The 26,611-nt window shown below is 66.9% G+C and carries 28 protein-coding genes; 9 read left to right on the top strand and 19 right to left on the bottom strand.

The features are described 5' to 3' along the window. Window positions 1-28 precede the first annotated feature (28 nt). On the top strand, window positions 29-1,135 hold the full coding sequence (locus E4M01_RS12935) for a serine hydrolase (protein WP_135064472.1): 1,107 nt from the start codon (window positions 29-31) through the stop codon (window positions 1,133-1,135). Here E4M01_RS12935 and ppk2 read toward each other — a convergent pair. Beyond that, window positions 1,132-1,878 carry a polyphosphate kinase 2 gene (gene ppk2 / locus E4M01_RS12930; protein WP_135064469.1) on the bottom strand — a complete coding sequence of 249 codons (747 nt, stop codon included), beginning with the start codon at window positions 1,876-1,878 and terminating at the stop codon, window positions 1,132-1,134. The two genes, E4M01_RS12935 and ppk2, sit on opposite strands and share 4 nt — an antisense overlap. Window positions 1,879-1,939: 61 nt before the next feature. On the opposite strand from ppk2, the gene E4M01_RS12925 reads away from it, so the two are divergent. Continuing rightward, window positions 1,940-2,707 (top strand): extensin family protein, encoded by a 768-nt coding sequence (locus E4M01_RS12925; protein ID WP_135064466.1) that lies wholly within the window; start codon window positions 1,940-1,942, stop codon window positions 2,705-2,707. 184 nt (window positions 2,708-2,891) lie between these two features. Next, window positions 2,892-3,095 (top strand): cold-shock protein, encoded by a 204-nt coding sequence (locus E4M01_RS12920; protein WP_135064463.1) that lies wholly within the window; start codon window positions 2,892-2,894, stop codon window positions 3,093-3,095. Between the two features lie 11 nt (window positions 3,096-3,106). On the opposite strand, the gene E4M01_RS12915 is transcribed toward E4M01_RS12920, so the two are convergent. The 11 genes from E4M01_RS12915 to E4M01_RS12865 all read right to left on the bottom strand — a co-directional run bounded on the left by E4M01_RS12915 (window position 3,107) and on the right by E4M01_RS12865 (window position 14,380). Further along, the gene (locus E4M01_RS12915) at window positions 3,107-4,030 is read right to left on the bottom strand and encodes a DMT family transporter (protein ID WP_135064460.1); all 924 of its coding nucleotides are present in this window, start codon (window positions 4,028-4,030) and stop codon (window positions 3,107-3,109) included. Window positions 4,031-4,079: 49 nt separating this feature from the next. After that, the gene (locus E4M01_RS12910) at window positions 4,080-5,093 is read right to left on the bottom strand and encodes an adenosine deaminase (protein WP_135064457.1); all 1,014 of its coding nucleotides are present in this window, start codon (window positions 5,091-5,093) and stop codon (window positions 4,080-4,082) included. 147 nt (window positions 5,094-5,240) lie between these two features. Next, a complete protein-coding gene (argS, locus tag E4M01_RS12905) occupies window positions 5,241-7,043 on the bottom strand; it encodes an arginine--tRNA ligase (protein WP_135064454.1) in 1,803 nt (600 codons plus the stop codon). Then, complete coding sequence (locus E4M01_RS12900) at window positions 7,040-7,705, bottom strand: Tat pathway signal sequence domain protein (protein WP_135064451.1); 666 nt, start codon at window positions 7,703-7,705, stop codon at window positions 7,040-7,042. Before E4M01_RS12900 ends, argS begins: the two co-directional genes overlap by 4 nt. Before the next feature lie 105 nt (window positions 7,706-7,810). Further along, a complete protein-coding gene (locus E4M01_RS12895; RefSeq protein WP_135064448.1) occupies window positions 7,811-8,374 on the bottom strand; it encodes a DUF3035 domain-containing protein in 564 nt (187 codons plus the stop codon). A 62-nt stretch (window positions 8,375-8,436) separates the two neighbouring features. Further along, window positions 8,437-8,943, bottom strand: a complete 507-nt coding sequence (gene lspA, locus E4M01_RS12890; RefSeq protein ID WP_135064445.1) for a signal peptidase II — start codon at window positions 8,941-8,943, stop codon at window positions 8,437-8,439. A gap of 194 nt (window positions 8,944-9,137) precedes the next feature. Further along, complete coding sequence (recA, locus tag E4M01_RS12885; RefSeq protein WP_135064442.1) at window positions 9,138-10,217, bottom strand: recombinase RecA; 1,080 nt, start codon at window positions 10,215-10,217, stop codon at window positions 9,138-9,140. Between the two features lie 155 nt (window positions 10,218-10,372). Next, on the bottom strand, window positions 10,373-11,131 hold the full coding sequence (locus tag E4M01_RS12880; RefSeq protein ID WP_135064439.1) for a DUF72 domain-containing protein: 759 nt from the start codon (window positions 11,129-11,131) through the stop codon (window positions 10,373-10,375). Window positions 11,132-11,227: 96 nt separating this feature from the next. Then, window positions 11,228-12,139: an acyl-CoA desaturase gene (locus tag E4M01_RS12875; RefSeq protein ID WP_135064436.1), complete on the bottom strand. Its 912-nt coding sequence runs from the start codon at window positions 12,137-12,139 to the stop codon at window positions 11,228-11,230. A 170-nt stretch (window positions 12,140-12,309) separates the two neighbouring features. Beyond that, a complete protein-coding gene (fixJ, locus tag E4M01_RS12870; protein ID WP_135064433.1) occupies window positions 12,310-12,912 on the bottom strand; it encodes a response regulator FixJ in 603 nt (200 codons plus the stop codon). Further along, the gene (locus E4M01_RS12865; RefSeq protein WP_135064430.1) at window positions 12,902-14,380 is read right to left on the bottom strand and encodes a nitrogen regulation protein NR(II); all 1,479 of its coding nucleotides are present in this window, start codon (window positions 14,378-14,380) and stop codon (window positions 12,902-12,904) included. The genes fixJ and E4M01_RS12865 overlap by 11 nt, the downstream gene beginning before the upstream one ends. Before the next feature lie 163 nt (window positions 14,381-14,543). Between E4M01_RS12865 and E4M01_RS12860 the strand changes: the two genes are divergently transcribed. After that, window positions 14,544-15,233, top strand: coding sequence for an alternative oxidase (locus tag E4M01_RS12860; RefSeq protein WP_135064427.1), 690 nt, complete (start codon window positions 14,544-14,546; stop codon window positions 15,231-15,233). A 427-nt stretch (window positions 15,234-15,660) separates the two neighbouring features. Next, complete coding sequence (locus E4M01_RS12855) at window positions 15,661-16,614, top strand: glutathione S-transferase family protein (protein ID WP_135064423.1); 954 nt, start codon at window positions 15,661-15,663, stop codon at window positions 16,612-16,614. A 237-nt stretch (window positions 16,615-16,851) separates the two neighbouring features. Here the strand turns inward: E4M01_RS12855 and E4M01_RS12850 are convergent, their stop codons facing one another. Next, a complete protein-coding gene (locus E4M01_RS12850) occupies window positions 16,852-17,484 on the bottom strand; it encodes an exopolysaccharide biosynthesis protein (protein WP_135064420.1) in 633 nt (210 codons plus the stop codon). Window positions 17,485-17,595: 111 nt separating this feature from the next. Between E4M01_RS12850 and queA the strand changes: the two genes are divergently transcribed. The 4 genes from queA to tgt are packed head-to-tail and all read left to right on the top strand — an operon-like array spanning window position 17,596 to window position 20,573. Beyond that, on the top strand, window positions 17,596-18,702 hold the full coding sequence (gene queA, locus E4M01_RS12845) for a tRNA preQ1(34) S-adenosylmethionine ribosyltransferase-isomerase QueA (RefSeq protein WP_135064417.1): 1,107 nt from the start codon (window positions 17,596-17,598) through the stop codon (window positions 18,700-18,702). Beyond that, a complete protein-coding gene (locus E4M01_RS12840; protein ID WP_135064414.1) occupies window positions 18,699-18,983 on the top strand; it encodes a hypothetical protein in 285 nt (94 codons plus the stop codon). The genes queA and E4M01_RS12840 overlap by 4 nt, the downstream gene beginning before the upstream one ends. Window positions 18,984-18,990: 7 nt before the next feature. Next, complete coding sequence (locus E4M01_RS12835; RefSeq protein ID WP_245158271.1) at window positions 18,991-19,458, top strand: hypothetical protein; 468 nt, start codon at window positions 18,991-18,993, stop codon at window positions 19,456-19,458. Further along, complete coding sequence (tgt, locus tag E4M01_RS12830; RefSeq protein WP_135064520.1) at window positions 19,455-20,573, top strand: tRNA guanosine(34) transglycosylase Tgt; 1,119 nt, start codon at window positions 19,455-19,457, stop codon at window positions 20,571-20,573. Before E4M01_RS12835 ends, tgt begins: the two co-directional genes overlap by 4 nt. A gap of 12 nt (window positions 20,574-20,585) precedes the next feature. On the opposite strand, the gene E4M01_RS12825 is transcribed toward tgt, so the two are convergent. From E4M01_RS12825 to gcvT, 6 genes are all read right to left on the bottom strand, one after another. Next, a complete protein-coding gene (locus E4M01_RS12825; RefSeq protein ID WP_135064411.1) occupies window positions 20,586-21,509 on the bottom strand; it encodes an SDR family oxidoreductase in 924 nt (307 codons plus the stop codon). 127 nt (window positions 21,510-21,636) lie between these two features. Further along, entirely contained in the window at window positions 21,637-23,205 is a 1,569-nt protein-coding gene (gcvPB, locus tag E4M01_RS12820; protein ID WP_135064408.1) for an aminomethyl-transferring glycine dehydrogenase subunit GcvPB, read from the bottom strand. A 14-nt stretch (window positions 23,206-23,219) separates the two neighbouring features. Further along, window positions 23,220-24,566 carry an aminomethyl-transferring glycine dehydrogenase subunit GcvPA gene (gene gcvPA / locus E4M01_RS12815; protein WP_135064405.1) on the bottom strand — a complete coding sequence of 449 codons (1,347 nt, stop codon included), beginning with the start codon at window positions 24,564-24,566 and terminating at the stop codon, window positions 23,220-23,222. Between the two features lie 25 nt (window positions 24,567-24,591). Then, window positions 24,592-25,041 (bottom strand): OsmC family protein, encoded by a 450-nt coding sequence (locus E4M01_RS12810; RefSeq protein WP_135064402.1) that lies wholly within the window; start codon window positions 25,039-25,041, stop codon window positions 24,592-24,594. Between the two features lie 7 nt (window positions 25,042-25,048). Beyond that, window positions 25,049-25,414 carry a glycine cleavage system protein GcvH gene (gene gcvH / locus E4M01_RS12805; RefSeq protein WP_135064399.1) on the bottom strand — a complete coding sequence of 122 codons (366 nt, stop codon included), beginning with the start codon at window positions 25,412-25,414 and terminating at the stop codon, window positions 25,049-25,051. 11 nt (window positions 25,415-25,425) lie between these two features. Continuing rightward, window positions 25,426-26,541 (bottom strand): glycine cleavage system aminomethyltransferase GcvT, encoded by a 1,116-nt coding sequence (gene gcvT, locus E4M01_RS12800; RefSeq protein ID WP_135064396.1) that lies wholly within the window; start codon window positions 26,539-26,541, stop codon window positions 25,426-25,428. Window positions 26,542-26,611 lie beyond the last annotated feature (70 nt).

The following is a 26,611-nucleotide window of genomic DNA, read 5'->3' as shown; positions in this document are numbered from 1 at the left end:
TAGCCATTCACGACGACAGGAGGCCCGCATGACCATCCCACGCCGCGCCGTGCTTGGCGCTTTCACCGCAGCGCCGCTGGTGCTGCCCAATCTAGCCGCGGCGCGCGGCGCGGATCGTGACGCCTGGCTGGACGCCGCCTTCGCTGAGGACGGGCCGCCGGCAATTGCGGCGGCGGTGGTGGGCCGGCAGGGTCTTGAATGGTCTGGCGTGCGCGGCGTGAGGGCGCTGGGCGAAACGGCGCCGGCGACGCTGAAGGATCGCTGGCACCTGGGCTCCAACACCAAGGCCATGACCGCCGCCCTCTACGCTCGGCTGGTCGATCAGGGCCGGATGGCCCACGGAGCGACCTTGGCTGAACTGTTCGCCGGCGCAGAAATCCATCCGGCGCTTGCCGCTGTCACCGCCGACGATCTGATGAACCATCGGGCAGGGCTTTTGGATCGCGAACTGATCACGCGCGAAGTTTTGGTCACCGCCCACGGCGATCAGAGGCCGCTGCGAGAACAGCGCGCCGCCTTCGCCGCATCGACGTTGGCCAAGGTTCCGGGCGGCGCGCCCGGCTCCTTCGCCTACAGCAACGCCGGATATGCGCTGATCGGCGCAGCGATCGAGCAGGCGCTGGGTCAGACTTGGGAGGACGCGCTTACGACCGAGATATTCCAGCCGCTTGAGTTGCCCACAGCGGGCTTCGGAGCGCCCCAAGGCGATGAGCCCCGAGGCCATCGGTCAGCCGCAGGCGGAGCGACCATCTCCGTTGATCCGGCGCGCGGCGATAATCCCGCGTTCATGCGGCCAGGGGGCGGGACGCATATGTCGGTCGCCGACTACGCCCGGTGGCTGCAGGTTTGGTTGAGCGGCGGCGAAGGCCTGCTGTCCAGTGAACGCTTCCGTCACCTGACCACGCCGCCTGCGGGCGAGGGCCGTCCGTACGCACACGGGTGGATCATCAATCCTTCAGATCCGCTCGCAGGCGGAACGCGATCTCTGGCGCACGAAGGCTCCAACACCCTGTGGCACGCTATTGCGCTCGTCGCTCCGGAGCAGGGGCGAGCGGTCTTCGCCCTTTCCAACGATTTCGCCAAGGGCGCGCCGGCCGGCAAGGCCCTGGCGGCACGGCTGATGCAGGAAGTCTAGGGCGCCACGCGACCCCGAGCCTTGCGGGCCGGGAAGACCACGTCGGGGTCGGGGCGTTCAGCCTTTAAACCCGGCCGGCCCAGGCGCGTCAGGATGTGGCGCATCACGTTCAGACGAGCGGTCTTCTTCTTGTCGGTGGCGATGATGGTCCAGGGGCCGTCCTCGTGGTCGGTGGCCTCGAACATCCGGTCGCGCGCGGCGGAATAGTCGCTCCAGCGCGCCTGGGCCTCGGCGTCCAGGGACGAGACCTTGAACCGCTTCAGCGGATCCTCCACACGCGCGGCCAGCCGCTCGGCCTGTTCGCCCTTGGTGATGTCCAGCCACAGCTTGATCAGGGTGATTCCGTCATCGGCTAGCATGCGCTCGAAATGCGGGGCGTCCTTGAGGAAGCGCTCGTACTGCTCGGGCGTGCAGAAGCCCATCACCGGCTCGACGCCCGCGCGATTGTACCAGGACCGGTTCAGGATCACCGTCTCGCCCGCCGCCGGCAGGTGGCTGACATAGCGCTGAAAATACCACTGGGTCTGTTCGCGGTCGGTCGGCTTGGGCAGGGCGATGACGCGGGTCTGTCGCGGCGACATGTGCTCGGTCAGCCGCTTGATGGCGCCATCCTTGCCCGCGCTGTCGCGGCCTTCGAACACGATCAGGGTCCGCAGACCCTTGTCGATGGTCCAGGCCTGGGTCTCGACCAGCTGGATCTGGAGACGCTCCAGCTCGGCGTCGTAGTCGTCGCGTTTGCTCATGGCTGCGACTGTGGGCCGCAGCCGGCGGAGCCGCAAGCGTGTCTGCGGCGTTGCGGTGGCCATGAGACGCGATCTGGCGAACTTCTGGACCGGGCTGAGCCTGCTGGCGCTGGCCGCATGCGGCGGCTTTCTGTTGCTGGACCGGTTCGCCCCTCCACAGGATCTGCCCTGGACGCCGCTGGATCTGAACCAGCCGATCGGCATGGCGACCTCGGCCAAGGTGGCGCGGCTGGACGTGGCGCTGAACGCCTCGGAGGACGAGGTAGAGGCCGCGACCGAAACCTGCATGGCCCTGCTGCGCGACGCCGGTGTCCAGGTCAGTCGAGCCGCAGACCGCAACGAGGGCGGCTTCTGCATTGTCCAGGGCGCGGTGCGGCTGGGCGATGGCGCCACGCCTCTGGCGCCCGCCGGCGTCATCATGCAGTGCCCAATGGCGGTGCGCCACGTATTGTGGGACCGCCACGTCATCCAGCCCGCAGCCCGCGAGGTCATGGGGGCTGAGGCGACCGGCATCGACAATCTGGGCACCTATGCCTGCCGCCGCGTGTACGGCTCGCAGAGTTCGGTCGACCGGCCCAGTCAGCATGCACGCGCCAATGCGCTCGACGTGGCGGGCATCCGCCTGGACGACGGTCGGACGGTTTCGGTGCTGCGCGACTGGGACGGAGAGGGGCCGGCGGGCCCCGAGGGCGCCGAGTTCCTGCGGCGGCTGCGCGACGGCGGCTGCAGGCTGTTCGGCAATGTTCTGACGCCCGATTACAACGCCGCCCACGCCGATCATTTTCATCTCGACGCCGCGCGTCGCGGGATTTGCGCCCGATCGTCTTAACCACGGGCTGCGCCTTTGCGGTTGACCGGTTCCATTTCGCGGGAGACAAAGCGTCCGCAGCCCGGATTTCGCGGGGTCCAAACCCGCGTCTCGCTCCTTCGTCCGAACGAGCTTGTCCAGATGGGCTGACGGGTCATCCTGCGTGGAGGCCCGCCTGGCAAAGCGCGTTTACGGAGACGCAGACATGGCGACCGGCACGGTCAAGTGGTTCAACTCCACCAAGGGCTACGGCTTCATCCAGCCCGATGGCGGCGGCAATGACGTGTTTGTTCACATCACCGCCGTTCAGAAGGCCGGTCTTCAGGGCCTCGATGAGAACGCCAAGGTCGAATACGAGCTGGAAAACCAGCGCGGCAAGACGTCGGCGATCGATCTCAAGGTCCTTTAAGGCCTGAAAATCTAGATCGACACGGGCGCGGGGGCTTTGGCTTCTGCGCCCGTTTTCGCTGTGGGCGGCAGGCTGCGGCTCGACCATTGCGCAAGCACCACGCCGCCCAGCACCAGCGCGCCGCCCAGCGCCTGCACCGGCGTGAGGGTCTCGGCGAAGATCCACCAGCCCAGCAGGCCCGCCGTGACAGGCTGGATCAGCACCGTCACCGCTGTCAGGGACGCCGGCAGCCGGCCCAGCGCCCAGGCCACGCCGCCCTGACCAAACACGTGCATGACCGCCAGGCCGATGCAGGCCGCCCAGCCGCCGGCGCTGGCCGGAATGATCCGTTCGCCCAGCATCAGCGCGACCAGCAGCAGTGGAACCACGCCCACCGCCGTGGCCCAGAAGGTGATGCGCATGGCCCCGGCCGTCGCTCGCGCCGCCTTCACCGCCAGGAAATAGCCGGCGTACCAGAGCGCCACCGACAGGCTGAAGATGTCGCCCAGCAGGGGATTGGTCCCCTGCGCGCCGTCCGCGCCCGCCGCCATGGCGAACGCTCCGCCGAGCGCCAGACCGAGCGCCAGCATGAACAGCCGCTTGGGCGTCTCCTTGAAGACGATCCAGCCGAACGCGGTCACGACCACGGGCGTCAGGTTGCACAGCACCGTGGCGTTGGCGACCGAGGTCATGACGATGCCGTAGTGCCAGAAGCTGAGGTCCAGGGCGAAAAACGCGCCCGCCACCACCATCCACTTGGCGGGCAGGCCCAGGCCCCCGCCGCCCGGTCGCGCGCACAGCAGCGCCAGAAGCGGCAGGGACAGCAGGAAGCGCCAAAAGCCCGCCGCCGCCGGCCCGGTGTCGGTCAACCGCACCAGGATCGGGGCCAGCCCCAGCACGGCGGCGCACAGGATCAGAAGGCCGAGCGCGGCCAGGCGGGGCGAGGGGCGTGACATGTCGCCACGCCCTTAGGCCGGGTTTCGCACCCGCGCCAGCAGACTTTCGTCAGGCCGCCTGGGCGACGTAAGCCCGCACCTCGGCGATGCGCGCGGCCTTGTCAGTCTCGGGCAGGAAGCTGCCTTCGAAGCTGTTGATCGCCAGCTGCGTCAGCTGCTCGCGGGTCAGGCCCACGGCGTCGGTCAGCTGGGCGTAGTTGGCGTTCACATAGCCGCCGAAATAGGCCGGATCGTCGGAGTTCAGCGTCACGTGCAGGCCGCGGCGCAGCATCTCGGGAACGGGATGCGCCTTCAGATCATCGACGACGCAGAGCTTGAGATTGGACAGTGGGCACACCGTCAGCGTCATCCGTTCGGCCGCCAGGCGCGCGATCAGGGCTTCGTCCTCCATCGAGCGATTGCCGTGATCCATGCGGTCGATGTGCAGCAGGTCCAGCGCCTCGTGCACATAGGCCGGCGGGCCTTCCTCGCCCGCATGGGCGACGCGTTTCAGGCCCAGCTCGCCGGCCCGATCGAAGACGCGGGCGAACTTGGACGGCGGATGGCCGACCTCGGACGAATCCAGCCCCACGCCCGCGATCCGGTCCAGATAGGGTTCGGCCTGACGCAGGGTTTCGAACGCCGCATCCTCTTCCAGGTGGCGCAGGAAGCACAGAATGAGCTTTGAGGTGACGCCCAGCTCGCGCTCGGCGCGCTGCATGCCGTCCCACAGGCCCTCCAGAACCGTTTCGAAGGCCACGCCGCGGTCGGTGTGAGTCTGCGGGTCGAAGAAGATTTCGGCGTGGCGCACCTGGTCGTCGGCCGCGCGCTGGAAATAGGCGAAGGCCAGATCCTCGAAGTCCCGACGCGTCAGCAGGACGTTCGCCCCCGCGTAATAGATGTCCAGGAAGTCCTGGAGGTTCGAGAAGTCGTAGGCCGCCCGAACCGCCTCGACGCTGTCGAAGGGGATCGCCACGCCGTTGCGCCGCGCCAGCTCGAACATCAGCTCGGGCTCCAGCGAGCCCTCGATGTGCAGATGCAGTTCGGCCTTGGGCAGGCCGGCGATGAAGGCGTCAAGCGACATGAACTGGGGCTCCGAATGGCGACCCAGTCTAGACCATTTTCGGTCCAGTCGGCATCGACTGAACTCAGAACAATGGTCCAGAGTCATGCTGGAGCGAATATCTGAGCTTAGCTGGATCGCATCCAGCTAAGCCGATTTCGCTCTAGCCTACATCCGTTCCGGCGTGTCGATGCCCAGCAGGTTCAGCGCTGTTTCGAGCTGATGCAGCGTCGCCTCAGCCAGCGCCAGACGCGAGCCGCGCGACGCTTGGTGGCCCGGCGCCAGGATCGGGCAGGCGGCGTAGAACTTCGAGAAGCTCTGGGCCAGCCGATAGGCGTGCTCGGCGATCAGATGGGGCGCGCGCTTGTCGTAGGCGTCCGATGCGGCCTGATCGAAGGCGTCCAGCGTCAGGGCCAGATCGCGCTCGGCCGGTTCGGCGATGACGATGTCGGCCGCCGTCGCGCCCTGATCCGCCGCCTTGCGCAGCAGCGATTTGATGCGGACGGCCTGGTACAGCAGGTACGGCCCGGTCTTGCCCTCGAAGCTCATGAAGCGGTCGAGGTCGAAGACGTAGCTGGTCGTGCGGGCGTTCGACAGGTCGGCGAACTTAAGCGCCGCGATCGCGACCTTGTGGGCGATGGCCTCGAACTCTTCGGGCGGCAGGTCGTCGCCCAGCTCGGCCTCGCGCAGACGTTCGCGCGCCTTGTCCGTCGCCTGATCGATCAGGTCGCGCAGTTTCAGCACGCCGCCCGCGCGGGTCTTGAAGGGCTTGCCGTCGGTCCCGTTCATGGTGCCGAAGCCCAGATGCTCCAGCGAGCCCTCGGGGGCGTAGCCGGCAAGATAGGCGGCGCGGAACACCTGTTCGAAATGCTCGGCCTGCCGTTCGTCCACGACATACAGGATCAGGTCGGGCGACAGCGCCTTCTTGCGATCCAGAATGGTGGCCAGGTCCGTGGTCCCGTACATGGCCGAGCCCTCCGACGACACCACCAGCAGAGGCGGGGGCGAGGGCGCCTCGATCACCGAGCCATCGGCCAGCTTCTTCTTGCGGGTCTCGCCGGGGCGAGCGACATGCACCACCTGGGCGCCGTCGTCTTCAACCAGCAGGCCGGTGTCCTTCAGGTGCGCCAGCATCTCGGCCATCTGCGGATCGGCGTCGCTTTCACCGTTCCACAGGTCGAAGTCGACCGACAGGGCGGCGTATTCGCGCTCCAGCGCCTCGCGGCTGACCGACACGAAGTGACGCCAAAGGGCGCGATAGCCTGGCCGGCCGGCCTGAAGCTCGGCGGTGGCTTTGCGGGCGCGGTCGCGGAAGGCAGGGTCTTCCTTGGCCTTGGCGGCGGCCTGAGGATACAGGCGGTCCAGGTCAGCCAGGGTCACCGGCGTCTGCTCGGGGAAGGGACCGTCGCCCTCCGCCATGAAGGCGTCCGCCAGGCCCTCATCACCACAGGCGGTGATAAGCAGGCCCATCTGAAAGCCCCAGTCGCCAAAGTGCGCGTCACCCGTCACAGCATCGCCGCGGAAACGGAACAGCCGCTTCAGGCTTTCGCCGATGATGGCGCTGCGCAGATGGCCGACGTGCATCGGCTTGGCGACGTTGGGGCCGCCGTAGTCGATGACGACCTGGCGCGCGGCCGAGACGGGCGCGGCGCCGGCGCGGGCGTCGTCCGCCTTCACCTCGGCGGCGCGTTCGGCCAGGGCGCTGTCGGCGACCTTCAGATTGATGAAGCCCGGGCCCGCCACCTCGACCGAAGCCAGACGCGGATCGGCCTGCAGCCGTTCGGCCACGCGGGCGGCAAGATCGCGCGGATTGGCCTTCAGCGCCTTGGCGGCGGCCAGCGCCCCGTTGGACTGGAAGTCGGCCAGGTCAGGTCGGTCGGACGGCGTCACCCGGGCCAGGGCCGCATCCACGCCTTCGGCGGCGAAGGCGGCCTGGACCGCTTCGCCCAGCGTGGTCTTCAGCGCGGTCATTGGGCGGCGGGGCGCTCGGCGTTGGCGGCGCCCGCATCGATGCGGAAACGGCTGCCGGAACGATTGAACTCGGCCATCTCGGGCGTCACGTCGAAGCCGATCAGGATTTCGAAACTGCCGCCGGAAGTTGTCGCCGAGGCGCGAGGAATCACAATCTGCTGCTCTTGCGGCACCTGGACCACTTGACCCCCTCGGAAATCGACCGGCAGGTCGAAATACTCCTTGGCCAATATCGCGTTATTGCGTTCCGTGACGGCGATCCAGTAGCGGTAGGTATGCTGACCTGCTTGCGCCTGAGGGCCGCGGCCGAGGTTGAACAGCATGTTGACGTCCACGGTGATCGGCTGCGACTCGCGATAGCGGCAGTCCGAATTCACCCCTTCGATCTCGCCCGTGAAACCGACCGCAGAGGCCGACAGACGGTTGTCGGCCAGCTCCACATAGCGCGCCGCATCGTAGAGAATCTTTACAAACGGGCAGGGGCCTGCGTTCGCCTGACGGCGGAGAGGGGCGAAGCGAGGCGTGTTGTCGGAAGACTGCCCGGATTGTGACTGCTCTTGTTGCCGTTGGCCCTGCTGGCGCGTCGACTGGGCTTCGGCGATTGTTGGCAGGGCGCCGGCGGTCAGAGCAAGGGCGGCGAAAGCGGTCAGGAGTCGACGCATCAGGCTTGGTTCCCGGCGATCATTAAGCTTATGGGCGGCGTATGGAATAACGCCACCCGTCTTTCGGTTGAGACCGTCGCACTATTGCGCAGGCGGTCCAAGAAGTTAGAGGCCGGGTAGCTTGAAGCCGCCACTGCGGCGCGGCTGAATGACGATCGCTTGGCCGCCCGTCAGCTCCTGGAGGCGCGCATGTTCGCTTGCGCTGTCGATGGTGCGCGATCCATTAGCCGTCTGAGTTGTTGTGACAGCCTGCGACGCGGGGTCGTTGCGCCGCCAGAACAGCAGGCGACGAGCCCAGCTTTCTTCCTTGTGGGCGAGGTCGCCGAACTCGTCGTCGATCACATAGCGGGCCAGGGGATCGGCGCGGTCAGCGCCGGCTTGGGCGACGAGCGCCTGCTCGCCTGTGGTGCGCGTCACGGCCTGGCGCTGGCCCAGCAGGATCTGCCGCGCGGCGCTTTCGGGCGCTAGCTCCTGAGGACGCGGCTGGCCGAGCGCAGGCGGACGAAGGCCGTATTCCGGTGGGACTGTCAGCGGAGCCGTCGAGACGGTGACGAATTCATCAGGTGTGACGCGCGAGATGCCCGCGCCCTGACGAAGAGCGCTGCAGCCGGTCATGGCGACGGCGGTGGCGACGAGAAGGCTCAGGGCAGCGACGCGACGAAGAGTCATGGCAGGCTTGGGCTCCGGGCGCGCTCCATAGCGCGAGAGGTCGGCTCTTAAGGACCGGTTGATTACGACTTTTCGGGGGCCGCGCCAACCTTGGCCGGCCGATCTGCGATCAGGCTGTCCAGGATCAGCAGGATCACGCCAATGGTGATCGCGCTGTCGGCGACATTGAATATCCACGGGAACAGGCCCGTGCCGGAAAAGTCCAGAAAATCCACGACCCCGCCGAATCGAATCCGATCAATCACGTTGCCTATGGCCCCGCCCATGACGAGACCGATGGCGAAGGTCAGCAGCTTGCGATCAGCGCGGGTCGCCCACCAGGCCAGCGCGAGAGCGACCACGATGGAGAAGACGCTGAGCGCCCAGCGCGCCGCGCCGCCGCCGAAGAGACCGAAGCTTACGCCGTCGTTCAGCACGAAGCTGAAGTTGAAGATCGGCGGCCAGACTTCGACGCGGCCGACCTCCATGAGGTCCAGGCCGTTCAGGATCCAGGCCTTTGTGATCTGGTCGATGACGATGACGACAAGGGCCAGGCCGTAGGCCATCAGTGCGAGACGCGAAAGCTTCATGCGGCGCGGTTAGCAGGCGCCGCTCGGGTGGGGAAGGGGGCGCCCCGTCGCGCAGGCCGCCGCCGTCGACTATCCGGACGAAAAAGGCCGCCCGACGCGGGTCGGGCGGCCAGCTTCGATCCGGCCCGGCCTAGCGGGGTCGGTTGGCGGGTCGCCAGACCCGGCCGGACGAAGGGTTCCGAGTTCGCCTGCTCTCAGCCCTCGAGGTCCTGCCCCTCATCAGGCTCCGGCGTGCCGAGCAATTCGTCGGCGATCTTGTTGGTGGATTGGCGCACGGCCTTCTCGATCGCCTCAGCCATGTCGGGATTGGCCTTGAGGAAGTTGCGGACGTTCTCGCGCCCCTGGCCGATGCGGGTCGAATCGTAGCTAAACCAGCTGCCCGACTTCTCGATGACTCCGGCCTTGACCCCCAGGTCGATGATCTCGCCCAGTTTTGAGATGCCTTCCCCGTACATAATGTCGAAGATGACCTCGCGGAACGGCGGGGCGACCTTGTTCTTGACCACCTTCACCCGAGTGGTGTTGCCGGTCACCTCGTCGCGGTCCTTGATCGCGCCGGTGCGGCGGATGTCCAGACGCACCGAGGCGTAGAACTTCAGCGCATTGCCGCCCGTGGTCGTCTCGGGCGAGCCGTACATCACCCCGATCTTGTGACGGATCTGGTTGATGAACAGGACGATGCACTTTGACTTGCTGATCGAGGCGGTCAGCTTGCGCAGCGCCTGGCTCATCAGGCGCGCCTGCAGGCCAGGCAGACTGTCGCCCATCTCGCCCTCGATCTCGGCGCGGGGCGTCAGCGCCGCGACCGAATCGACCACCACGATGTCCACCGCGCCCGAGCGCACCAAGGTATCTACGATCTCCAGAGCCTGTTCGCCGTGGTCGGGCTGCGACACCAGCAGGTCGTCCAGATTCACGCCCAGCTTGCCGGCGTAAACCGGATCCAACGCATGCTCGGCGTCGACGAAGGCGGCGACCCCGCCCTTCTTCTGGACCTCGGCGACGGTGTGCAGGGCCAGCGTCGTCTTGCCCGAGCTTTCGGGCCCGAACACTTCGATCACGCGCCCGACCGGCAGGCCGCCGATGCCCAGAGCCATGTCCAGGCCCAGCGAGCCGGTCGAGACGCTTTCGATCTCGGCCACCACGCCGGCCTTGCCGAGTTTCATCACCGAGCCCTTGCCGAAGGCGCGATCGATCTGCGCGATCGCCGCCTCCAGGGCCCTTTGCTTGTCGCCGTCGTCCTTGCCCACCAGTTTCAAAGCCGCCTGTGCCATTGCCTTCGTCTCCCTTGCCATGATTCCCATCTGCGCTTGGGAGAGACCCGCCATGGACCCGCCCCCGTCTCAGTGGGCTCACTATGATCATGGTTTGTTCTCGTTGCCAATATGTTCTTTTCCACAACCCCGCCCTGTTGCGTCCGATCCTGACGTCACGGCGTTTCGACGAGCCGCTGGATCAGGGCCTGGGCGGCGGCGGGGTTGCGCACCTTGGCGCCCGAGATGAAGTAGGCGAACACCTCGCCACGCCTGGCCCAGTCGCGGGCGCGCGCGGCGACGGCGTCCAGTTCGGCGCCGGTCAGGCCGGTCGGCTCGTCCTCGCGGCTGGACATCAGGCGGGCGTATGTGAAGTCGGCGGTGGGCTGATCGATCCGCGGCCATTCCGGGGCCTCGTCGTCCTCGGCATAGACGATGGCGCAGCCGTATTTCGCCGCCAGATCATAGAACTGCTGAGTTTCGAACGAGGCGTTGCGCACCTCCAGGGCATGGCGCAGGCGCAAGCCGTCCTTCTCTTTCGGCAACAGCTTCAGAAAGCCCTCGAAATCCTCGGCGTCGAACTTTTTGGTGGCCATAAACTGCCAGTTGATCGGCCCCAGCTTGTCGCCCAGCGCCGTCAGCCCCTGGTCCAGAAAGCGGTCGAAGCTCTCCTTGCCCTCGCTCAGCACCTTGCGGTTGGTGCAGTACCGGCTGGCCTTGACCGAAAAGACGAAGTCGTCCGGCGTCTCGTCACGCCACTTGATCCAGCTGTCGGGCTTGAAGGTGGAATAGTAGGTGCCGTTGATCTCAATGGAGGTCAGAGCCCGGCTGGCGAACTCCAGCTCGCGCTTCTGCACCAGGCCCTCGGGATAGAAGACCCCCCGCCAGGGCTCGAACGTCCAGCCGCCGACGCCGATGTGAATGGGGTGGGTCATGGTGAACTCCCGTGTCGCGCCAGGATCGCAGGAAACGGGAAGGTCTTACAACGGCGACGGTAGGAATGTCGGCGAAGGGCGGAAAGCGGACGTTGCCTACTGGATGGGTTCGAGCGTGCTGCGGTCGTGGAGGTCGTCTCGAAGCCCTTCTTCGCGAGGCCGTCCTACGTTCCAGATCAGCCGGGCGCGTTCAAGCGACCGAATGACAAACCAGCCGGGATCGACTTGCCCTTTTTCCAATCCAATCCGTGCGGACTCGGGGAAGGCATGATGGTTGTTATGCCAGCACTCGCCGTAAGTGAGCAGCCCCAAGCCCCGCAGATTGGTCGCCTGGACATAGGCACCCTTTACGGTCCACCGACCGGGGCCGGGATTGTGACAGAAGTAGGTGATCGTCCAGTGCCCAACCGTGCTGACAATAACCCGAACAGCCACGCCCCAAACCACCCAAGGCCAGCCGCCGATGAGGAAAAGCGCGACTGCTATCGGGCCCTGCTGCCACCGCCATGAGGCTTCCAAAAAGCGGTAGAATGGATCGCTCGCTATGCTCGACTCAATGGTCAGGGTCGGGGCGTGACCGAAATCGAAGCGGTAAAAGAGTTGCCAAGACAGGTCGCGCCAGAAGCCACGAGTGTGAGCGAAAAAGTCGTGGCAAACCGGCTGTCGCTGAGCCCAGTCTCGCATGTCGTGGACGCGGATTATGCCGAAGGGACCGGCAACGCCGACGATCACGCCCACGTAGATCAGGAGGCGTTCAAGCGGCTTGGAGCATTGGAACGAGCGATGGATCAGCATTCGATGCATGCCGACGCTATGGCCTACGAGCAGGGTGAGGTAGGTCAGGATCACGAACAGCGCGAAGGCCGACCAGCTAAAGAAGAGCGGGCCAGCGACAACTGAAGTTGCGAGCAAACTGCCATTCCAGACCGCCTTGGGCCAGTCGATGACCGGCCTACCTTCGCAGGGATTTGCGCCCGCGCCGTTCATGCGGAGAACGGGTTTCATCATGATCAGCCAGCCCCGCCTCTCCGATCCGCCAGAACCAGTGAGCCTAACAGTTCCCCAACCGAATGTCCGCTAAGGGTCGCAAGCAGCCTATGGCGGTAGCCCGGGGAGCAGACCTTAGCAGCCGTCTGAATGTCGTGGTTCCGGCGGTCATCGAATAACCGCTCCTGGCGCTAGCCGGCAGTCATGACAATCCTGACGAGTTCCGAAAGACTGCCCGCCTGCATCTTGGTCATCGCGTTCGCGCGGTAGACCTCGACGGTGCGTGGGCTGATGCCGAGATCGAAGGCGATAACCTTGTTGGCGTGTCCCTTGACCAGGCCATCGACCACGTCGCGCTCGCGGGGCGACAGCGATTCCAGCCTGGCGACGAACTCGCGGCGATCGGCGTCCGCAGAGGTCGCCCTCGTAGCCTGCTCCAGCACGCGATGGATTGAGGTGAGGAGAACCTCGTCATCAAAAGGCTTTTCGATGAAATCGACGACGCCGGCGCGCATCGCCTCGATTGCGAGGGGGACATCGGCGTGTCCGGTGATCACGATGACCGGTTCAACCGAACCGGTGTCGCGGAGCCTGCGGGCGAGTTCGAGTCCGGTCATGTCCGGCATGCGGACGTCGGTCACGATGCAACCGGCCGGACGATCGTTCTCCGCGAGGAAGGCGACAGCGGACTCATAGGTCCGCGCTGTCAGGTCGGCCGTCTCCAGCAGAAAGGCGATGGAATCTCGCACGGCCACATCGTCGTCGACGATGTGAATAATGGTGTCAGTCGTCATCGGCAGCCTCCTCCTCGATACGGGCGCGCTGAAGCGTGAAATGGAAGACCGTCCCGCCGCCCGGGTTCGGTTCGAACCAGATTCGTCCGCCATGGGTCTCGATGATGGTTCGGGAAATAGATAGTCCCACGCCCATCCCGCTCCGCTTGCTGGTCACGAAGGGCTGGAACAATTGCTCCGCGAGGTCCTGGCTGACGCCCGCTCCCGTGTCCGCGACCGAGATCCGCAACAGTTCGGTGTCGACCGCACCCGCGGCGATGAGGAGCTCCCGCGTCGGTGACTCCTCCATCGCGTCCATGCCGTTGCGGATCAGGTTGAGCAGAACCTGTTGGATCTGCACCTTGTCGGCCAGAACGCGATCGGCGGAGGAGTCGATGTCGAACCGCACCCGCACGCCGTGTTCACGGGCACCGACGAGCGCCAGCGCGCTGGCCTCCTCGACGAGCTTTGGCAAGTCCTCGATGCGTCGCTCCGTTTCTCCGCGGGACACGAACTCGCGCAGCCGCCGAATGATGACACCTGCCCGCAAGGCCTGATCGGCCGCCAGATCAAGAGCGCTGGCGATGCGACCCTCGCCGAGGCCCCTCGAATCCAGGAGTCTCCTTGAGCCCTTCAGATAGTTCGAGATGGCGGTAAGCGGCTGGTTCAGTTCGTGCGCCAGCGCCGAGGCCATCTCGCCGAGGGCGGTGAGCCTGGAGACCCGCACGAGGTCGCTCTGCAACTCCTGCATCCGGGCCTCGGCCTGCTGACGTTCGGTCAGGTCCCGGACGAAGCCGGTGAAGAAGCGGCCCTCGGCGGTGCGCATCTCCCCGACGGCGAGCTCCATGGGGAAGGTCGAGCTGTCCTTGCGCTGGCCGACAACGATCCGTCCGAGACCGATGATGCGGCGTTCGCCCGTCCTGTAGTAGCGCTGCAGATACCCGTCATGCGCCTCACGGTGAGGCGCGGGCATCAGAACACTGACATTCTGGCCGATCGCCTCGCCGACGGACCAGCCGAACAGGCGCTCCGCTGTCGGGCTGAAGGCGCGGATCAGACCGGCGTCGTCGATCAGGATCATGGCGTCGGGAATGGTGTTCAGGATCAGCCTGAGATGGGTCTCCCGAGCCGAGAGGTCACGATGGGCGCGCTGGAACCACTCACCTCCGAGAGTGACCGCCGCCGCCACTCCCAGGAACAAGGCAGCCTCTAACCCGAGGGCCGGGCTGAGGGGCGAAAGCAGTAGCCCGGCGCCAAGACCGATCAGGGCCGCCGCGGTTCCGGACATCCAACCGCCCAGGGCCGCACCGACCACGACCGCCGGGACGAAAACCAGAAACGCGCCGTGGTCACCGATGCGCTCGCCGAGGGCGACGCGCAGCCCCGCGCCGGCAAGGGCGACGACCGCCGCCGCCGCGACCGCCACCCATGGCGAGGCCGGCCGGATGAGGGCCGAGGGCGCGGTCTCCGGGGACTGAAAGGCTCGCATCGATGCTCCTTGCCCCGTCCAGCGGGTGCCCGCGCCTCCGGGATTTCCCTTAGGGCGAAGACCCGAATACCGGCGTCGGGCGGTCGCCTCTACACCGGTCGCATCTTCAAGACGCCGCCGCAGCGGCCCGGAGCGCTCTCCGGATCACCAGGAGCCAAGGCCCATGACCGCCCCCCTCGTCGATCTTTCGATCCATCATCAGCCCAAGGGACTGTCGGACCGGGTCGCCTTTGGCTTCACCAAACTGCTGCGCTTATGCGCCGACACCTTCTTCGCCAAGCGCTACGGCCACCGCGCCGTGGTGCTGGAGACGGTCGCGGCGGTGCCGGGAATGGTCGGCGCCACCATCAACCACCTGAGCTGCCTGCGCCGGATGTGCGACGACAAGGGCTGGATCAAAACCCTGATGGACGAGGCCGAAAACGAGCGCATGCACCTGATGACCTTCATCGAAATCTCGAAGCCGACCCTGTTCGAGCGCTTCGTCATCGTGTCGGTGCAGTGGGTATTCTATCTGTTCTTCTTCGGCCTCTACCTCGTCTCCTCGAAGACGGCCCACCGGGTGGTCGGCTATTTCGAGGAAGAGGCGGTGATCAGCTATACCCACTATCTGGCCGAGATCGATGAGGGCCGCAGCCCGAACGTTCCGGCCCCGGAGATCGCCAAGCGCTATTGGGGCTTGCCGGACGACGCGACGCTGCGGGATGTAGTGCTGGTGGTTCGCGCCGACGAAGCGCATCATCGCGACGTCAACCACGGCTATGCCAACGAGCTCGGCGGACTGCCGATCCAGGCTGTAGCCCCATGCCCGCCGCATGCGGCGCTGGAGCCGACCTGGAAAGCAGCGGCCTAACCTAAGCCAACTATATCTGACCCTCCCGTGTCGCCGTCACGGGAGGGCTTCTCTACGTTGATTGCGTTCTAGCTCGGCTGCGAACCAACGATCCTCAGCGTCCGGTTTCCGGCTGTGAGCCAATGCCCGCTGCTGGCGCATTGCGGCCGCCAGCGACGACTTTTCTGACCGCTTCTGGTACACTCCCAGACGTGCCGAAAATCGCTGCGATTACCGTGGCCGTGGTGGCCATGTGGTGACCACGAGCATCTGCCCAGTTGGTCGGTGCGAAGTTTTGGCAACGTGCACACTACCTTATCGGTGCGCATAAGGCGTTTTAAATTACCTCTACTGGGACATCGAGCTGGAACCCTGAGGCGAGGCGTCGCGTGGCGGCAACCTGCCCGCCGCATGCGAGTTCGCCTTGGTCACAGCAGGAGAGTGACGAATGGGGCAGTTGGTGGATGGCGTCTGGAGCGCTGGCGAGGTCGGAGCCGACAGCGATGGCAGCTTCAAGCGCAAGGCGAGCCGGTTTCGGAACTGGGTGACCGGGGACGCCGCCGCCGGGCCCACCGGCGAGGGCGGTTTCGAAGCCGAGCCGGGCCGCTATCACCTGTACGTCAGCTTGGCCTGCCCCTGGGCGCATCGCACGCTGATCATGCGACGATTCAAGGGGCTGGACGGGATGATCGGCGTCTCCACAGTCCACTGGCTGATGCGCGACGACGGCTGGACCTTTGCTGAGGGGCCCGATGTGACGGGCGATCCCATCCACGGCGCCGACTTTCTGCATCAGGTCTATACGGCGGCGGACGCGGACTACACCGGCAAGGTCACCGTGCCCGTGCTGTGGGACAAGGCGCGCGAGACCATCGTTTCCAATGAATCCGCCGACATCATCCGCATGTTCAACAGCGCCTTCGACGGCGTCGGCGCGACCGAGGGCGACTATTATCCCGAGGCGCTGCGCGGCGAGATCGATGCGGTGAACGACCGCGTCTATGCCGAGGTCAACAATGGCGTGTATCGCGCCGGCTTCGCCGAGACCCAGGCCGCCTATGAAGAGGCCGTCGGGCCTCTGTTCGAGGCGCTGGACTGGCTGGAGGCGCGCCTGTCCGACAGGCCGTGGCTGATGGGGGATCGGCTGACCGAGGCGGACATTCGTCTGTTCACTACCCTGGTGCGGTTCGACCTCGTCTATCACGGCCACTTCAAGTGCAACCGCCGGCGGATCGTCGACTATCCGGCCCTGTGGCGTTTCGTGCGGGACTTTCACGCCTTGCCCGGCGTGGCCGAGACGGTGAACGTCGACCACATCAAGCGGCACTATTACGAGAGCCACCGGCGCATCAATCCGACGGGCGTCGTGCCGGTGGGGCCGGACATCAGCTTCGCGGTCTGAGGGGCGGGATCACGAAGGCGAGAGCGCCGATTGCGGACCCGCGCAAATCATCCTTACCTCTAAGTCCCTGTTCAACAGTCGAAAGGAGGTGATCCAGTGTCTCATTGTCATCAACCGCAAGGTATGGCCGCGCTCTGGAGCTTCCAGGGGGATCACGCCTGAGAAGGCGCGACTGACGGCCGACCGCCACGCGGTCGACAATGAAGGGCCGGCGGCGACGCCGGCCCTTTTTGCGTCTCAGAACAGGCCGGCGATCCAATTCCAGGCCAAGTGACCCAGGTGGACGACCGCAGACGACACCAGCACCATGTAGACGCCGCATACGACCACCCCGATCCAGCCCGCAATCACCATCGCACCGTCGCGCTGCATCAGCCCGAGGGAGAGCAGGATCAGCGTCACGGCCGGCAGCATGTCGCCGAACGGGATGGGCAGGGCCATCATGATCGCCAGCAGCACGCAGGCCGCCCCGATCGCCACCTCGCCCAACGGCGAGGTCAGGACGGCCAGCCGCGGCCGGCTCAGGTTCTCGACGAAGCGGACCGGGCGCAGGGCGTGGCGCACGGCCCGGGCGTAGGCGCTGCGAGGCATGGAGGCGCGCAGCATCCAGCCGGGCAGCCAAAGCGTCTTGCGCCGCACCGCCAGTTCGCAGGCCAGAAGGATGATCGGGGCGCCGAACACCGCCTTGCCGCCCGGCGGCCAGGGCAGGATGGCCATCAGCGACAGGATCAGGATCATGGCCCCGATGCCCCGCTCGCCAAAGGCCTCGGCCACCTCGGCGATGCTGAGGCGCTCGGGTCCGACGGACAGGGCCTCGAGCACTTCGGAGAAGGTGCGCTCTCTGCCGGTCGCGGTTTCGATCAGGGTCATGCGGCCGGAGGAACGTGGGGAGCGTGAAGTGGATGCGTCATCTAGGCCTTGCCGCGACGCGGCGCCAGCGCCCTTGACCATGCCCGCCGCGCGTGGCCTTTGCGCCGCTTCATGAAGACCTCTGACTTCGATTTCGACCTGCCCGAGGACCGCATCGCCCTGCGCCCGGTCGAACCGCGCGATGCGGCGCGGCTGCTGGTCGTGCGCGACGGCGGGCTGGAGGATCGCATCGTGCGCGACCTGCCGGACTTCCTGAAGCCCGGCGACGCCTTGGTGTTCAATGACACCCGCGTGATCCCCGCGCGCCTGTCGGGCGTGCGCCAGCGGCTGGGCGCGGAGGGCGAGACGCTGACGGTGGAGGTCGAGGCCACCCTGCATCACCGCGACGCGCCCGACGTCTGGTCTGCCTTCATGAAGCCGGGCAAGCGGATCAAGGCGGGCGACCGCATCCGCTTCGGCGTGGTCGAGGATGGAGCCTGCGCGCTGGGCCGGCTGGACGCCACGGTCGAGGCCAAGGGCGAGGACGGCCTGGTCGCGCTGCGCTTCGATCTCGCCGGACCGGCGCTGGACGACGCCATCCGCGACTTGGGCGTCATGCCGCTGCCGCCCTACATCGCCGCCAAACGGCCCGAGGACGATCGCGACCGGTCCGACTATCAAACCGTCTTCGCCGAACACGACGGCTCGGTCGCCGCGCCGACGGCCGGCCTGCACTTCACCCCGGCTCTGCTGGAGGCGCTGAGGGCGCGGGGCGTATCGACCCATGCGGTCACCCTACACGTGGGGGCCGGCACCTTCCTGCCGGTCAAGGCTGACGACACGGCGGACCACAAGATGCACAGCGAGTGGGGTGAGGTGTCGCAAGAGACCGCCGCCGCCTTGAACGCCGTGCGCGCCGCCGGCGGCCGCATCGTCTGCGTCGGCACCACCTCGCTGCGGCTGTTGGAAAGCGCAACGCGCGAGGACGGGGTGGTCCAGCCGTTCCACGGCGACACGGCCATCTTCATCACGCCGGGCTACCGCTTCCGCGCTGTCGATGTGCTGATGACGAACTTCCACCTGCCCAAGTCGACGCTGTTCATGCTGGTTTCGGCGTTTGCGGGTCTGGAGACGATGCGAGCGGCCTACGCTCATGCGATCGACAAGAGCTATCGCTTCTATTCCTATGGGGACGGGAGCCTGCTGTTTCGGCAGGACGCTAAGGGGCACGATCTATGAACTATCTGAGGACTGCGCCATTCGGTGGCCTGTTCACCGTCACCTTTAGCGTCGCCGCCGCTTTTCAGATCGCCTTTGCGCTTCTGGGTTTGCTGCTGGCGGTGCTGAGCCCAGGCCTGTTCCAGATGAACGGAGAGCCCGCTACCTCCCCCGCAGGTGCTATCGGCGTTTTGCTGTTCCTCCTGGTTTTCATCCTGATTGTGAACGCGGGCATGTCGGCGCTGGGCGCCGTGATTGTTTTGGCCGTCCGTCGGGTTCTCCCCACCGCCAAGACAAGCTGACGCCTTGGTGAAGGACCTCCCTGAGCCGCTGGAAGCGACGCTTGACATCCTGGCCTCCGTGGGAGGCGAACTTCAGGATCCCTGGTGGGTGTTCGGCGGCTCAGCCATGATCCTGGCGGGACTGGACGACATTCAGGCGCCGGACGTGGACGTCATGGCCAGCCCGCGCGATGCGCGACGTCTGATCGCCGCCCTGGGCGGCTCGGTGGTCGAGGATCCGGGCGAGGGCCTGTTCCGCTCGCGCGTCTTCGGCCAGATCCTGACCACGCCGGTACCGGTCGACGTCATGGCCGAGATGGACGTGCGCTCGAACGGCGACTGGGCGCCCGTGCGCTTCGAGACCCGACTTCCGGTGGCGATGGCGGCCGGCCGCATCTACATCCCGACGGTCCAGGAGCAGATCGCCACCTGCCGCCTGTTCGGCCGCCCCAAGGATCTGCACCGCGCGGATCAACTGGAAAGACTGCTGCGCTGATGGCCTTCGCCTTCGACATCTCCGCCACCGACGGCCGCGCGCGCACAGGCGTGCTAAAGACGCCGCGCGGCGACATCCGCACCCCCGCCTTCATGCCGGTCGGCACCGCCGCCACCGTCAAGGCGATGACGGTTGATCAGGTAAAGCAGACCGGCGCGGACATCATCCTGGGCAACACCTATCACCTGATGCTGCGCCCCGGCCCCGAGCGGATGGAGCGGCTGGGCGGCCTGCACAAATTCATGCGCTGGGACGGGCCGATCCTGACGGACTCGGGCGGGTTTCAGGTCATGAGCCTGTCGGGCATCTCCAAGCTGACGGAGGAGGCGGTGACCTTCTCCAGCCACATCGACGGCTCCAAACATGTCCTGACGCCCGAACGGTCCATCGAGATCCAGGCCGACCGTCTGGGTTCGGACATCGTCATGCAGCTGGACGAGTGCGTCGCCTGGCCGGCGGAAGAGGCGAGGGCGCGCGAGGGGATGGAGCTGTCGGCGCGCTGGGCGCTCCGGTCCAAGACCGCGTTTGGCACGCGCAACGCCCAGGCCCTGTTCGGCATCCAGCAAGGCTCGACTTTCCAGAACCTGCGCCGCGAAAGCTCGGACCGGCTGCAGGAGATCGGCTTCGACGGCTACGCCATCGGCGGACTGGCGGTGGGCGAGGGGCACCAGGCCATGTGCGAGGTGCTGGACTATGCACCCGACATGCTGCCGGCGGACCGGCCGCGCTATCTGATGGGCGTGGGCAAGCCGATCGATCTGGTCGAGGCGGTGTGGCGCGGCGTGGACATGTTCGACTGCGTGCTGCCGACGCGTGCGGGCCGCCACGGCCAGGCCTGGACCTGGAACGGGCCGCTGAACCTGAAGAACGCGCGCTTCGCCGAGGATCAGGACCCGCTGGAGCTCGACGTCCCGTGCCCAGCGTCGCAGGACTATTCAAAGGCCTATCTGCACCACCTGATCCGCGCCGATGAGATCCTCGGCAAGATCCTGCTCAGCTGGCACAACATCGCCTTCTTCCAGGCGCTGACGGCGGCCATGCGCGCGGCGATCGCCGAAGGTCGGTTCGAAGCCTTCCGCCGCGACTTCCACGCGAGACAGACGGCTGGGCGCTAGGGCGCTGTTTCTTCAACCGTACCGCACGCCGGTCAGACGTTCGGACTCGTCCCAAAGCCGTCTGGCGACATCGGCGTCCTTAGCCTGCGGCTTGATCTCGGCCACGCCGGGCGGGCCTTTCGCTTCCTGGAAGCCTTGCGGGCCGTAATAGCCGCCTGGCGCGACCGTCGGGCTGGTGGCGGCCAGAAGCGTGGGCAGGGCGCCGTCGGCGGCCGAATGGCTCATGAACTGCGCCAGGATGCCGGACGCTAGTCCGAACAAGCCGCCGCCGTCGCTGGACGGGCCGTTGGCGATCAGATCGGTGCGGGCGAAGCCGGGATGGGCGGCGACGCTGGTCAGGCCCCAGCCGTTAGCGTCGCTGCGTCGTTGCAGTTCGATGGCGAACATCAGCATGGCCAGCTTGGACTGCTGATAGACGGGCCAGGGGCGATAGCCGGTCTGGTAGTTCAGATCGTCCAGGCGGATCGCGCCGCCGCGGTGCGCCATGCTGGACAGTTGCACCACCCGGGCGTTCGCCGCCGTCAGCAGCGGCAGCAGCTGGCCGGTCAGGGCGAAGTGCGACAGATAGTTCGTGCCGAACTGCATCTCGAAGCCATCTGCGGTCGTCTGGCGGCGCGGCAGGGCCATGACGCCGGCGTTGTTGATCAGAATGTCGATCGGTCGCCCCGACGCCAGCTGGCGGTCGGCGAAGGCCGCGACGGAGCCGAGGTCTCCCAGATCCAGCAGATCGAAGCGGGCATCGGCCGTCGGATGACGCTCGCGGATCAGACGTTCGGCCTCGGCCCCCTTGTCCGGATTGCGCGCCGCCAAGACCACCTCGGCGCCTTTGGCCGCCAGGACGAGGGCCGTCTCAAGCCCCAGGCCGCCCGTGGCGCCGGTGACGACGGCCAGCCTCCCGCTCTGGTCGGGAATGTCGTTCGTGGTCCAGTCGGTCATCGGCGCGGTCCTGTCGCTGGGGACGGGGAGGCGCAAGGGCGCGTCCGTCGGCATGATGGAGCCCACGGTCAACGTCCAAGAGACGAACTCCGATCCGACGCTGGCGACCCGACCGAAAAGCGCGTCCTCAGGCCGCCTGGTTGGAGCCCTGGGGCGCGGTCCAGCGCAGCACCGGCGAGCGGGCGGCGCGGGTTTCGTCCAGGCGACGCAGGGGCGCGTGGAAGGGCGCGCCCTTGAAGCGGTCCACATCGCCGGCCTTGGCCGCGCCGGCCAGCGCGCGCATCGCCTCGATGAAGCGGTCCAGTTCGGCCTTGGACTCCGTCTCGGTCGGCTCGATCAGCATGGCGCCATGGACGACCAGCGGGAAGTACATGGTCATGGGGTGGAAGCCCTCGTCGATCATCGCCTTGGCGAAGTCGAGCGTGGTGATGTCCGTGCCCTTCAGCCATTCGTCGTCGAACAGGGCCTCGTGCATGCAGGGGCCGTTGGGGAAGGCGGCGCTCATCAGGTCCGACAGGCGGGCCTTGATGTAGTTGGCGTTCAGCACCGCGTCCTCGGCGACCTGACGCAGACCGTCCGAGCCGTGGCTCATCATGTAGCTGAGGGCGCGGACATACATGCCCATCTGACCCTGGAAGGCGCACAGGCGGCCGAAGGCCTGCGCGGCGTCTTCTTCAGCGCGCTCCAGCAGCTTGAAGCCGTCGCCGTCATTGACCACCCAAGGGGCCGGGGCGAAGGGCGCGAGCGCTTCCGAAAGCACCACCGGACCCGCGCCGGGACCGCCGCCGCCGTGGGGCGTGGAGAAGGTCTTGTGCAGGTTGATGTGCATGGCGTCGACGCCCAGGTCGCCAGGGCGCACCCGGCCGACGATGGCGTTGAAGTTGGCCCCGTCGCAGTAGAAATAGGCGCCGGCCTCATGCGTCAGGCGGCTGATCTCCAAGATGTCGCGCTCGAACAGGCCGCAGGTGTTGGGGTTGGTCACCATGATGGCGGCCACGTCGTCGCCCAGCTTGGACGCCAGATCAGCCACATCCACGCGGCCGTCGTCGGTCTGGGCGACTTCGACCACCGAATAGCCGACGAAGGCGGCTGTGGCCGGATTGGTGCCGTGGGCCGAGGTCGGGACCAGCACCTTGCGACGCTTCTCATGCTGGCCGGACGCCTCGTGCGCGGCGCGGATGGCCATCAGGCCGCACAACTCGCCGTGGGCGCCCGCTTTCGGGGAAAGCGCGACGGCGGGCATGCCCGTCAGGGTGGTCAGCCAGTGGGACAGCGTGTCCATCAGCTCCAACGCGCCCTGCACCGTCGATTGCGGCTGCAGCGGGTGGATGTCCGAGAAGCCGGGCAGGCGCGCCATCTTCTCGTTCAGGCGCGGGTTGTGCTTCATCGTGCACGAGCCCAGCGGATAGATGGCCAGGTCGATCGCGTGGTTCTTCTGGCTCAGACGGACATAGTGGCGCATGGCCTCGGGCTCGGACAGGCCCGGCAGGCCGATCGGATCCTTGCGGACCAGGTCGCCCAGGTCGGCGCCGTCTGTCTTGGGCTTCGGCAGATCGACGCCGGTCTTGCCCCAGCCGTCGCCCTCGAAGATCAGGGCTTCGTTCTGCAGCAGGCCGCGGCCGCCGGTCAGGGTGGCGGGCTTCTCAGAGCCCGCGTTGGGGGTGGTCGGACGGCCGACGGTGTTCATGGTGCTCATGGTCTGTCTTCCGTTCAGGCGGCCAGGACCTTGGCGAGCGCACCCGCCAGGATCTTGATGTCGGCGTCCAGCGTCGTCTCGGTCGCGGCGACCAGCAGGAGGTCGTCCATGCCGGCGTCGGGGGCCAGACGGCTGTAGGGCACGCCGGCCAGGATGCGGTGTTCGGCCAGGCGCTCCACCACCTCGGCCGCCGGCTTGGGCAGCTTCACCGCGAACTCGTTGAAGAAGCGCGGGGTCAGCACTTCCACGCCCGGAATGGCGGCCAGGGCGTCGCGCGTGGCGACGGCCTTCTCATGGTTCAGCAGGGCCAGGTTGCGCAGGCCCGTCTCGCCCAGCAGGCTCATGTGGATGGTGAAGGCCAGGGTGCAGAGGCCCGAGTTGGTGCAGATGTTCGACGTCGCCTTGTCGCGGCGGATGTGCTGCTCGCGCGTCGACAGGGTCAGGACGAAGCCTCGCTCGCCCTCCGCATCAACCGTCTCGCCGCACAGGCGGCCGGGCATCTGGCGGATCAGCTTTTCGCGCGTGGCGAACAGGCCGACGTAGGGGCCGCCGAAGTTCAGGGCGTTGCCGATCGACTGGCCCTCGGCCGCGACGATGTCCGCGCCCATTTCGCCGGGCGACTTCAGCAGGCCCATCGAAACCGCTTCGGTGACGACCACGATCAGCAGGGCGCCGGCGGCGTGGGCGGCCTCGGCGATCTTCGTGACATCTGTGGCCGTGCCGAAGACGTTGGGGGTCTGGACGACGACGCAGGCGGTGTCGGCGCCGATCTGGGCGATGACGTCGGCTTCTGCATCGACGGCGGCCGGCAGCACCTGGGTCTCGACGCCGACGGCGTGCACCACGGTCTCGGTCGCCTGGACATAGTGGGGGTGCACGCCGCCCGAGATCACCGCCTTGTTGCGGCGGGTCACGCGCGTGGCCATCAGCACGCCCTCTGCCATGGCGGTCGAGCCGTCATACAGCGAGGCGTTGGCCACCGGCATCCCGGTCAGGTTCGCGACCTGGGTCTGGAACTCGTACAGATACTGCAGCGTGCCCTGGGCGATTTCCGGCTGGTACGGTGTGTAGCTGGTCAGGAACTCCGAGCGCTGGATGACGTGATCCACCGTAGCCGGGACGTGGTGCTTGTAGGCGCCGGCGCCGCAGAAGAAGGGCGTCGTCCCCGCCGTGGCGTTCTTGCCCGCCATGGCCGAGAGGGCGCGCTCCACCTCCAGCTCGCCCGCCACGCGCGGCAGATCGACGGGGCCGTCCAGCCGCGCCGACTGGGGCACGTCCACGAACAGGTCGTCGATGGATTTCGCGCCGATGGCGGCGAGCATCTCCGTGCGGTCGTCGGGCGTCAGGGGGAGGTAGCGCATGGTGGAGGAGAGTCCTTACGGGAAGTCAGCGCGGCTCGATCGTCACGTCGCCACGGATCGAGTTGGCGAGGTAACAGTCGGCGTGGGCGAGGTGGTGGACTTGGTTGACGACGGCGGGATCGGCCTCGCCCTCGAAAGTGATCCGTGGACGCAGCGTGAGAGTGGACAGATAGAGCTTGCCGTCCGCGTTGGGCGTCATCACCCCGTCGGCTTGATCCTCATAAGACGTGACGGTTAGTCGATGCTTTCGCGCATAGGCCAGGAAGAACATCATGTGACAGGCCGAGACGGCTGCCACCAGCGCCTCTTCCGGGTCCACCGCGGCGGGGTCGCTGCCGGGTGACGGCGGCGCGGACGACCCGCGAACCAACGCCCCGCCGTCGAACCGCCAGTCGTGAGCGCGGCTGTAGCGGCCGGAGCGATGAGCTTCGGCCGGAGCGCTCCAGGCGACCGTGGCGGTGTAACGATGGTCCATCTGAGTCTCAGAGCGTGGTCAGATACTGGTCGTAGGCGGCCTGGTCCATCAGACCGTCCAGCTGGGCGGTGTCGCTGACCTTGATCTTGGCGAACCAGCCGTCGGCTTCGGGCGCGGCGTTGACGGTTTCCGGGGCGGTCGAAAGGGCGTCATTGGCCTCGACCACTTCGCCCGAAACGGGGGCGTAGACGTCGGACGCCGCCTTGACGCTTTCGACCACGGCGAAGCTGTCGCCCTTGGAGACGGTCTTGCCGACTTCAGGCACTTCCACGAACACCACGTCGCCCAGGGCGTCGGCGGCGTGCTTGGAGATGCCGACAGTGGCGATGTCGCCGTCCAGGCTGACCCACTCGTGATCCTTGGTGAACTTCATGGTCTGATCTCTCAGGCTTTGGGTTTGCGATAGTAGCGTTGGGCCACGAAGGGCATGGCGACGACCTCGGCGGCGGCGGGCTTGCCGCGCACGATGACCTTCAACTCGGTGCCCAAGGCGGCATGGGCCGGCGGGACGTAGCCCATGGCGATGTTCTTGCCCAAGGTAGGGGAGGGGCCGCCCGAGGTGACCTTGCCGATCACGTTGCCGTCGGCGTCGGCGATCTCGGCGCCCTCGCGAGCCGGGGCGCCTTCCTTGACGACCAGGCCGACGCGGACGCGGCCGGGGCCGTCGGCCAGCTCCTTGAGGATGCGGTCGGCGCCGTTGAAGTCCGCCCGTTCCTTCCTCGACTTGGACAGGGCGAAGGTCAGGGCGCCCTCGACCGGGCTGGTGGTCGGATCGATGTCGTGGCCGTGCAGCGGCAGGCCGGCCTCGAGCCGCAGCGAATCGCGTGCGCCCAGGCCGATCGGCTTGACGCGGGCGTCTTCGAGCAGAGTGTTCCAGACGCGCTCGGCCTGGTCGGCCGGGACCGAGATCTCGTAGCCATCCTCACCGGTGTAGCCCGAGCGCGAGACGTAGCAGTCGGCGCCGAACAGCATCAGTCGGGCGCAGTCCATGAAGCTCATTTCCGCCAGCACCGGCTCGTGGGCGGCCATGACCTCGGCCGCCTCGGGGCCCTGGATGGCCAAGAGCGCGCGGTCGTCCAGCACCGTCAGCGTGGCGTCGCCCTGCAGGTTGGCGGACCAGAAGGCGAAGTCCTCGTCCTTGTTGCCGGCGTTGACGACGACGAACAGGCCGTCGTGATCGGGGCGACCGGCCATCAGGTCGTCGATGACGCCGCCCTGTTCGTTCAGCAGCAGCGAATATTTCTGCCGGCCCGCCTTCAGGATCGCATAGTCGCCGGGCACGAAGCGCTCGAACTGGCTGACGGCGTCCGCGCCGGTGATCTTGCACTGGCCCATGTGCGAGACATCGAACAGGCCGGCGTGCTCGCGGGTCCAGCGGTGCTCGGCCAGCACGCCTTCATACTGGACCGGCATGTCGTAGCCGCCGAAGCCCACCATGCGCGCGCCGGCGGCCCGGTGCGCCGCGTTCAGAGGCGTGGTTTTCAGTTGCGCGTCGGCCATCGGATCACTCGGTCGCGTGTTGGGGCGGACAGCTCCGCCGTGGTCGCGCCCCCGCTGTCCTGAAGCCTGA

Origin of the sequence: Brevundimonas sp. MF30-B (assembly GCF_004683885.1) — a bacterium.
GTDB lineage: Bacteria > Pseudomonadota > Alphaproteobacteria > Caulobacterales > Caulobacteraceae > Brevundimonas.
Note: the sequence above shows the minus strand (reverse complement) of the source record. Positions and strands in the feature narration are given on the sequence as shown.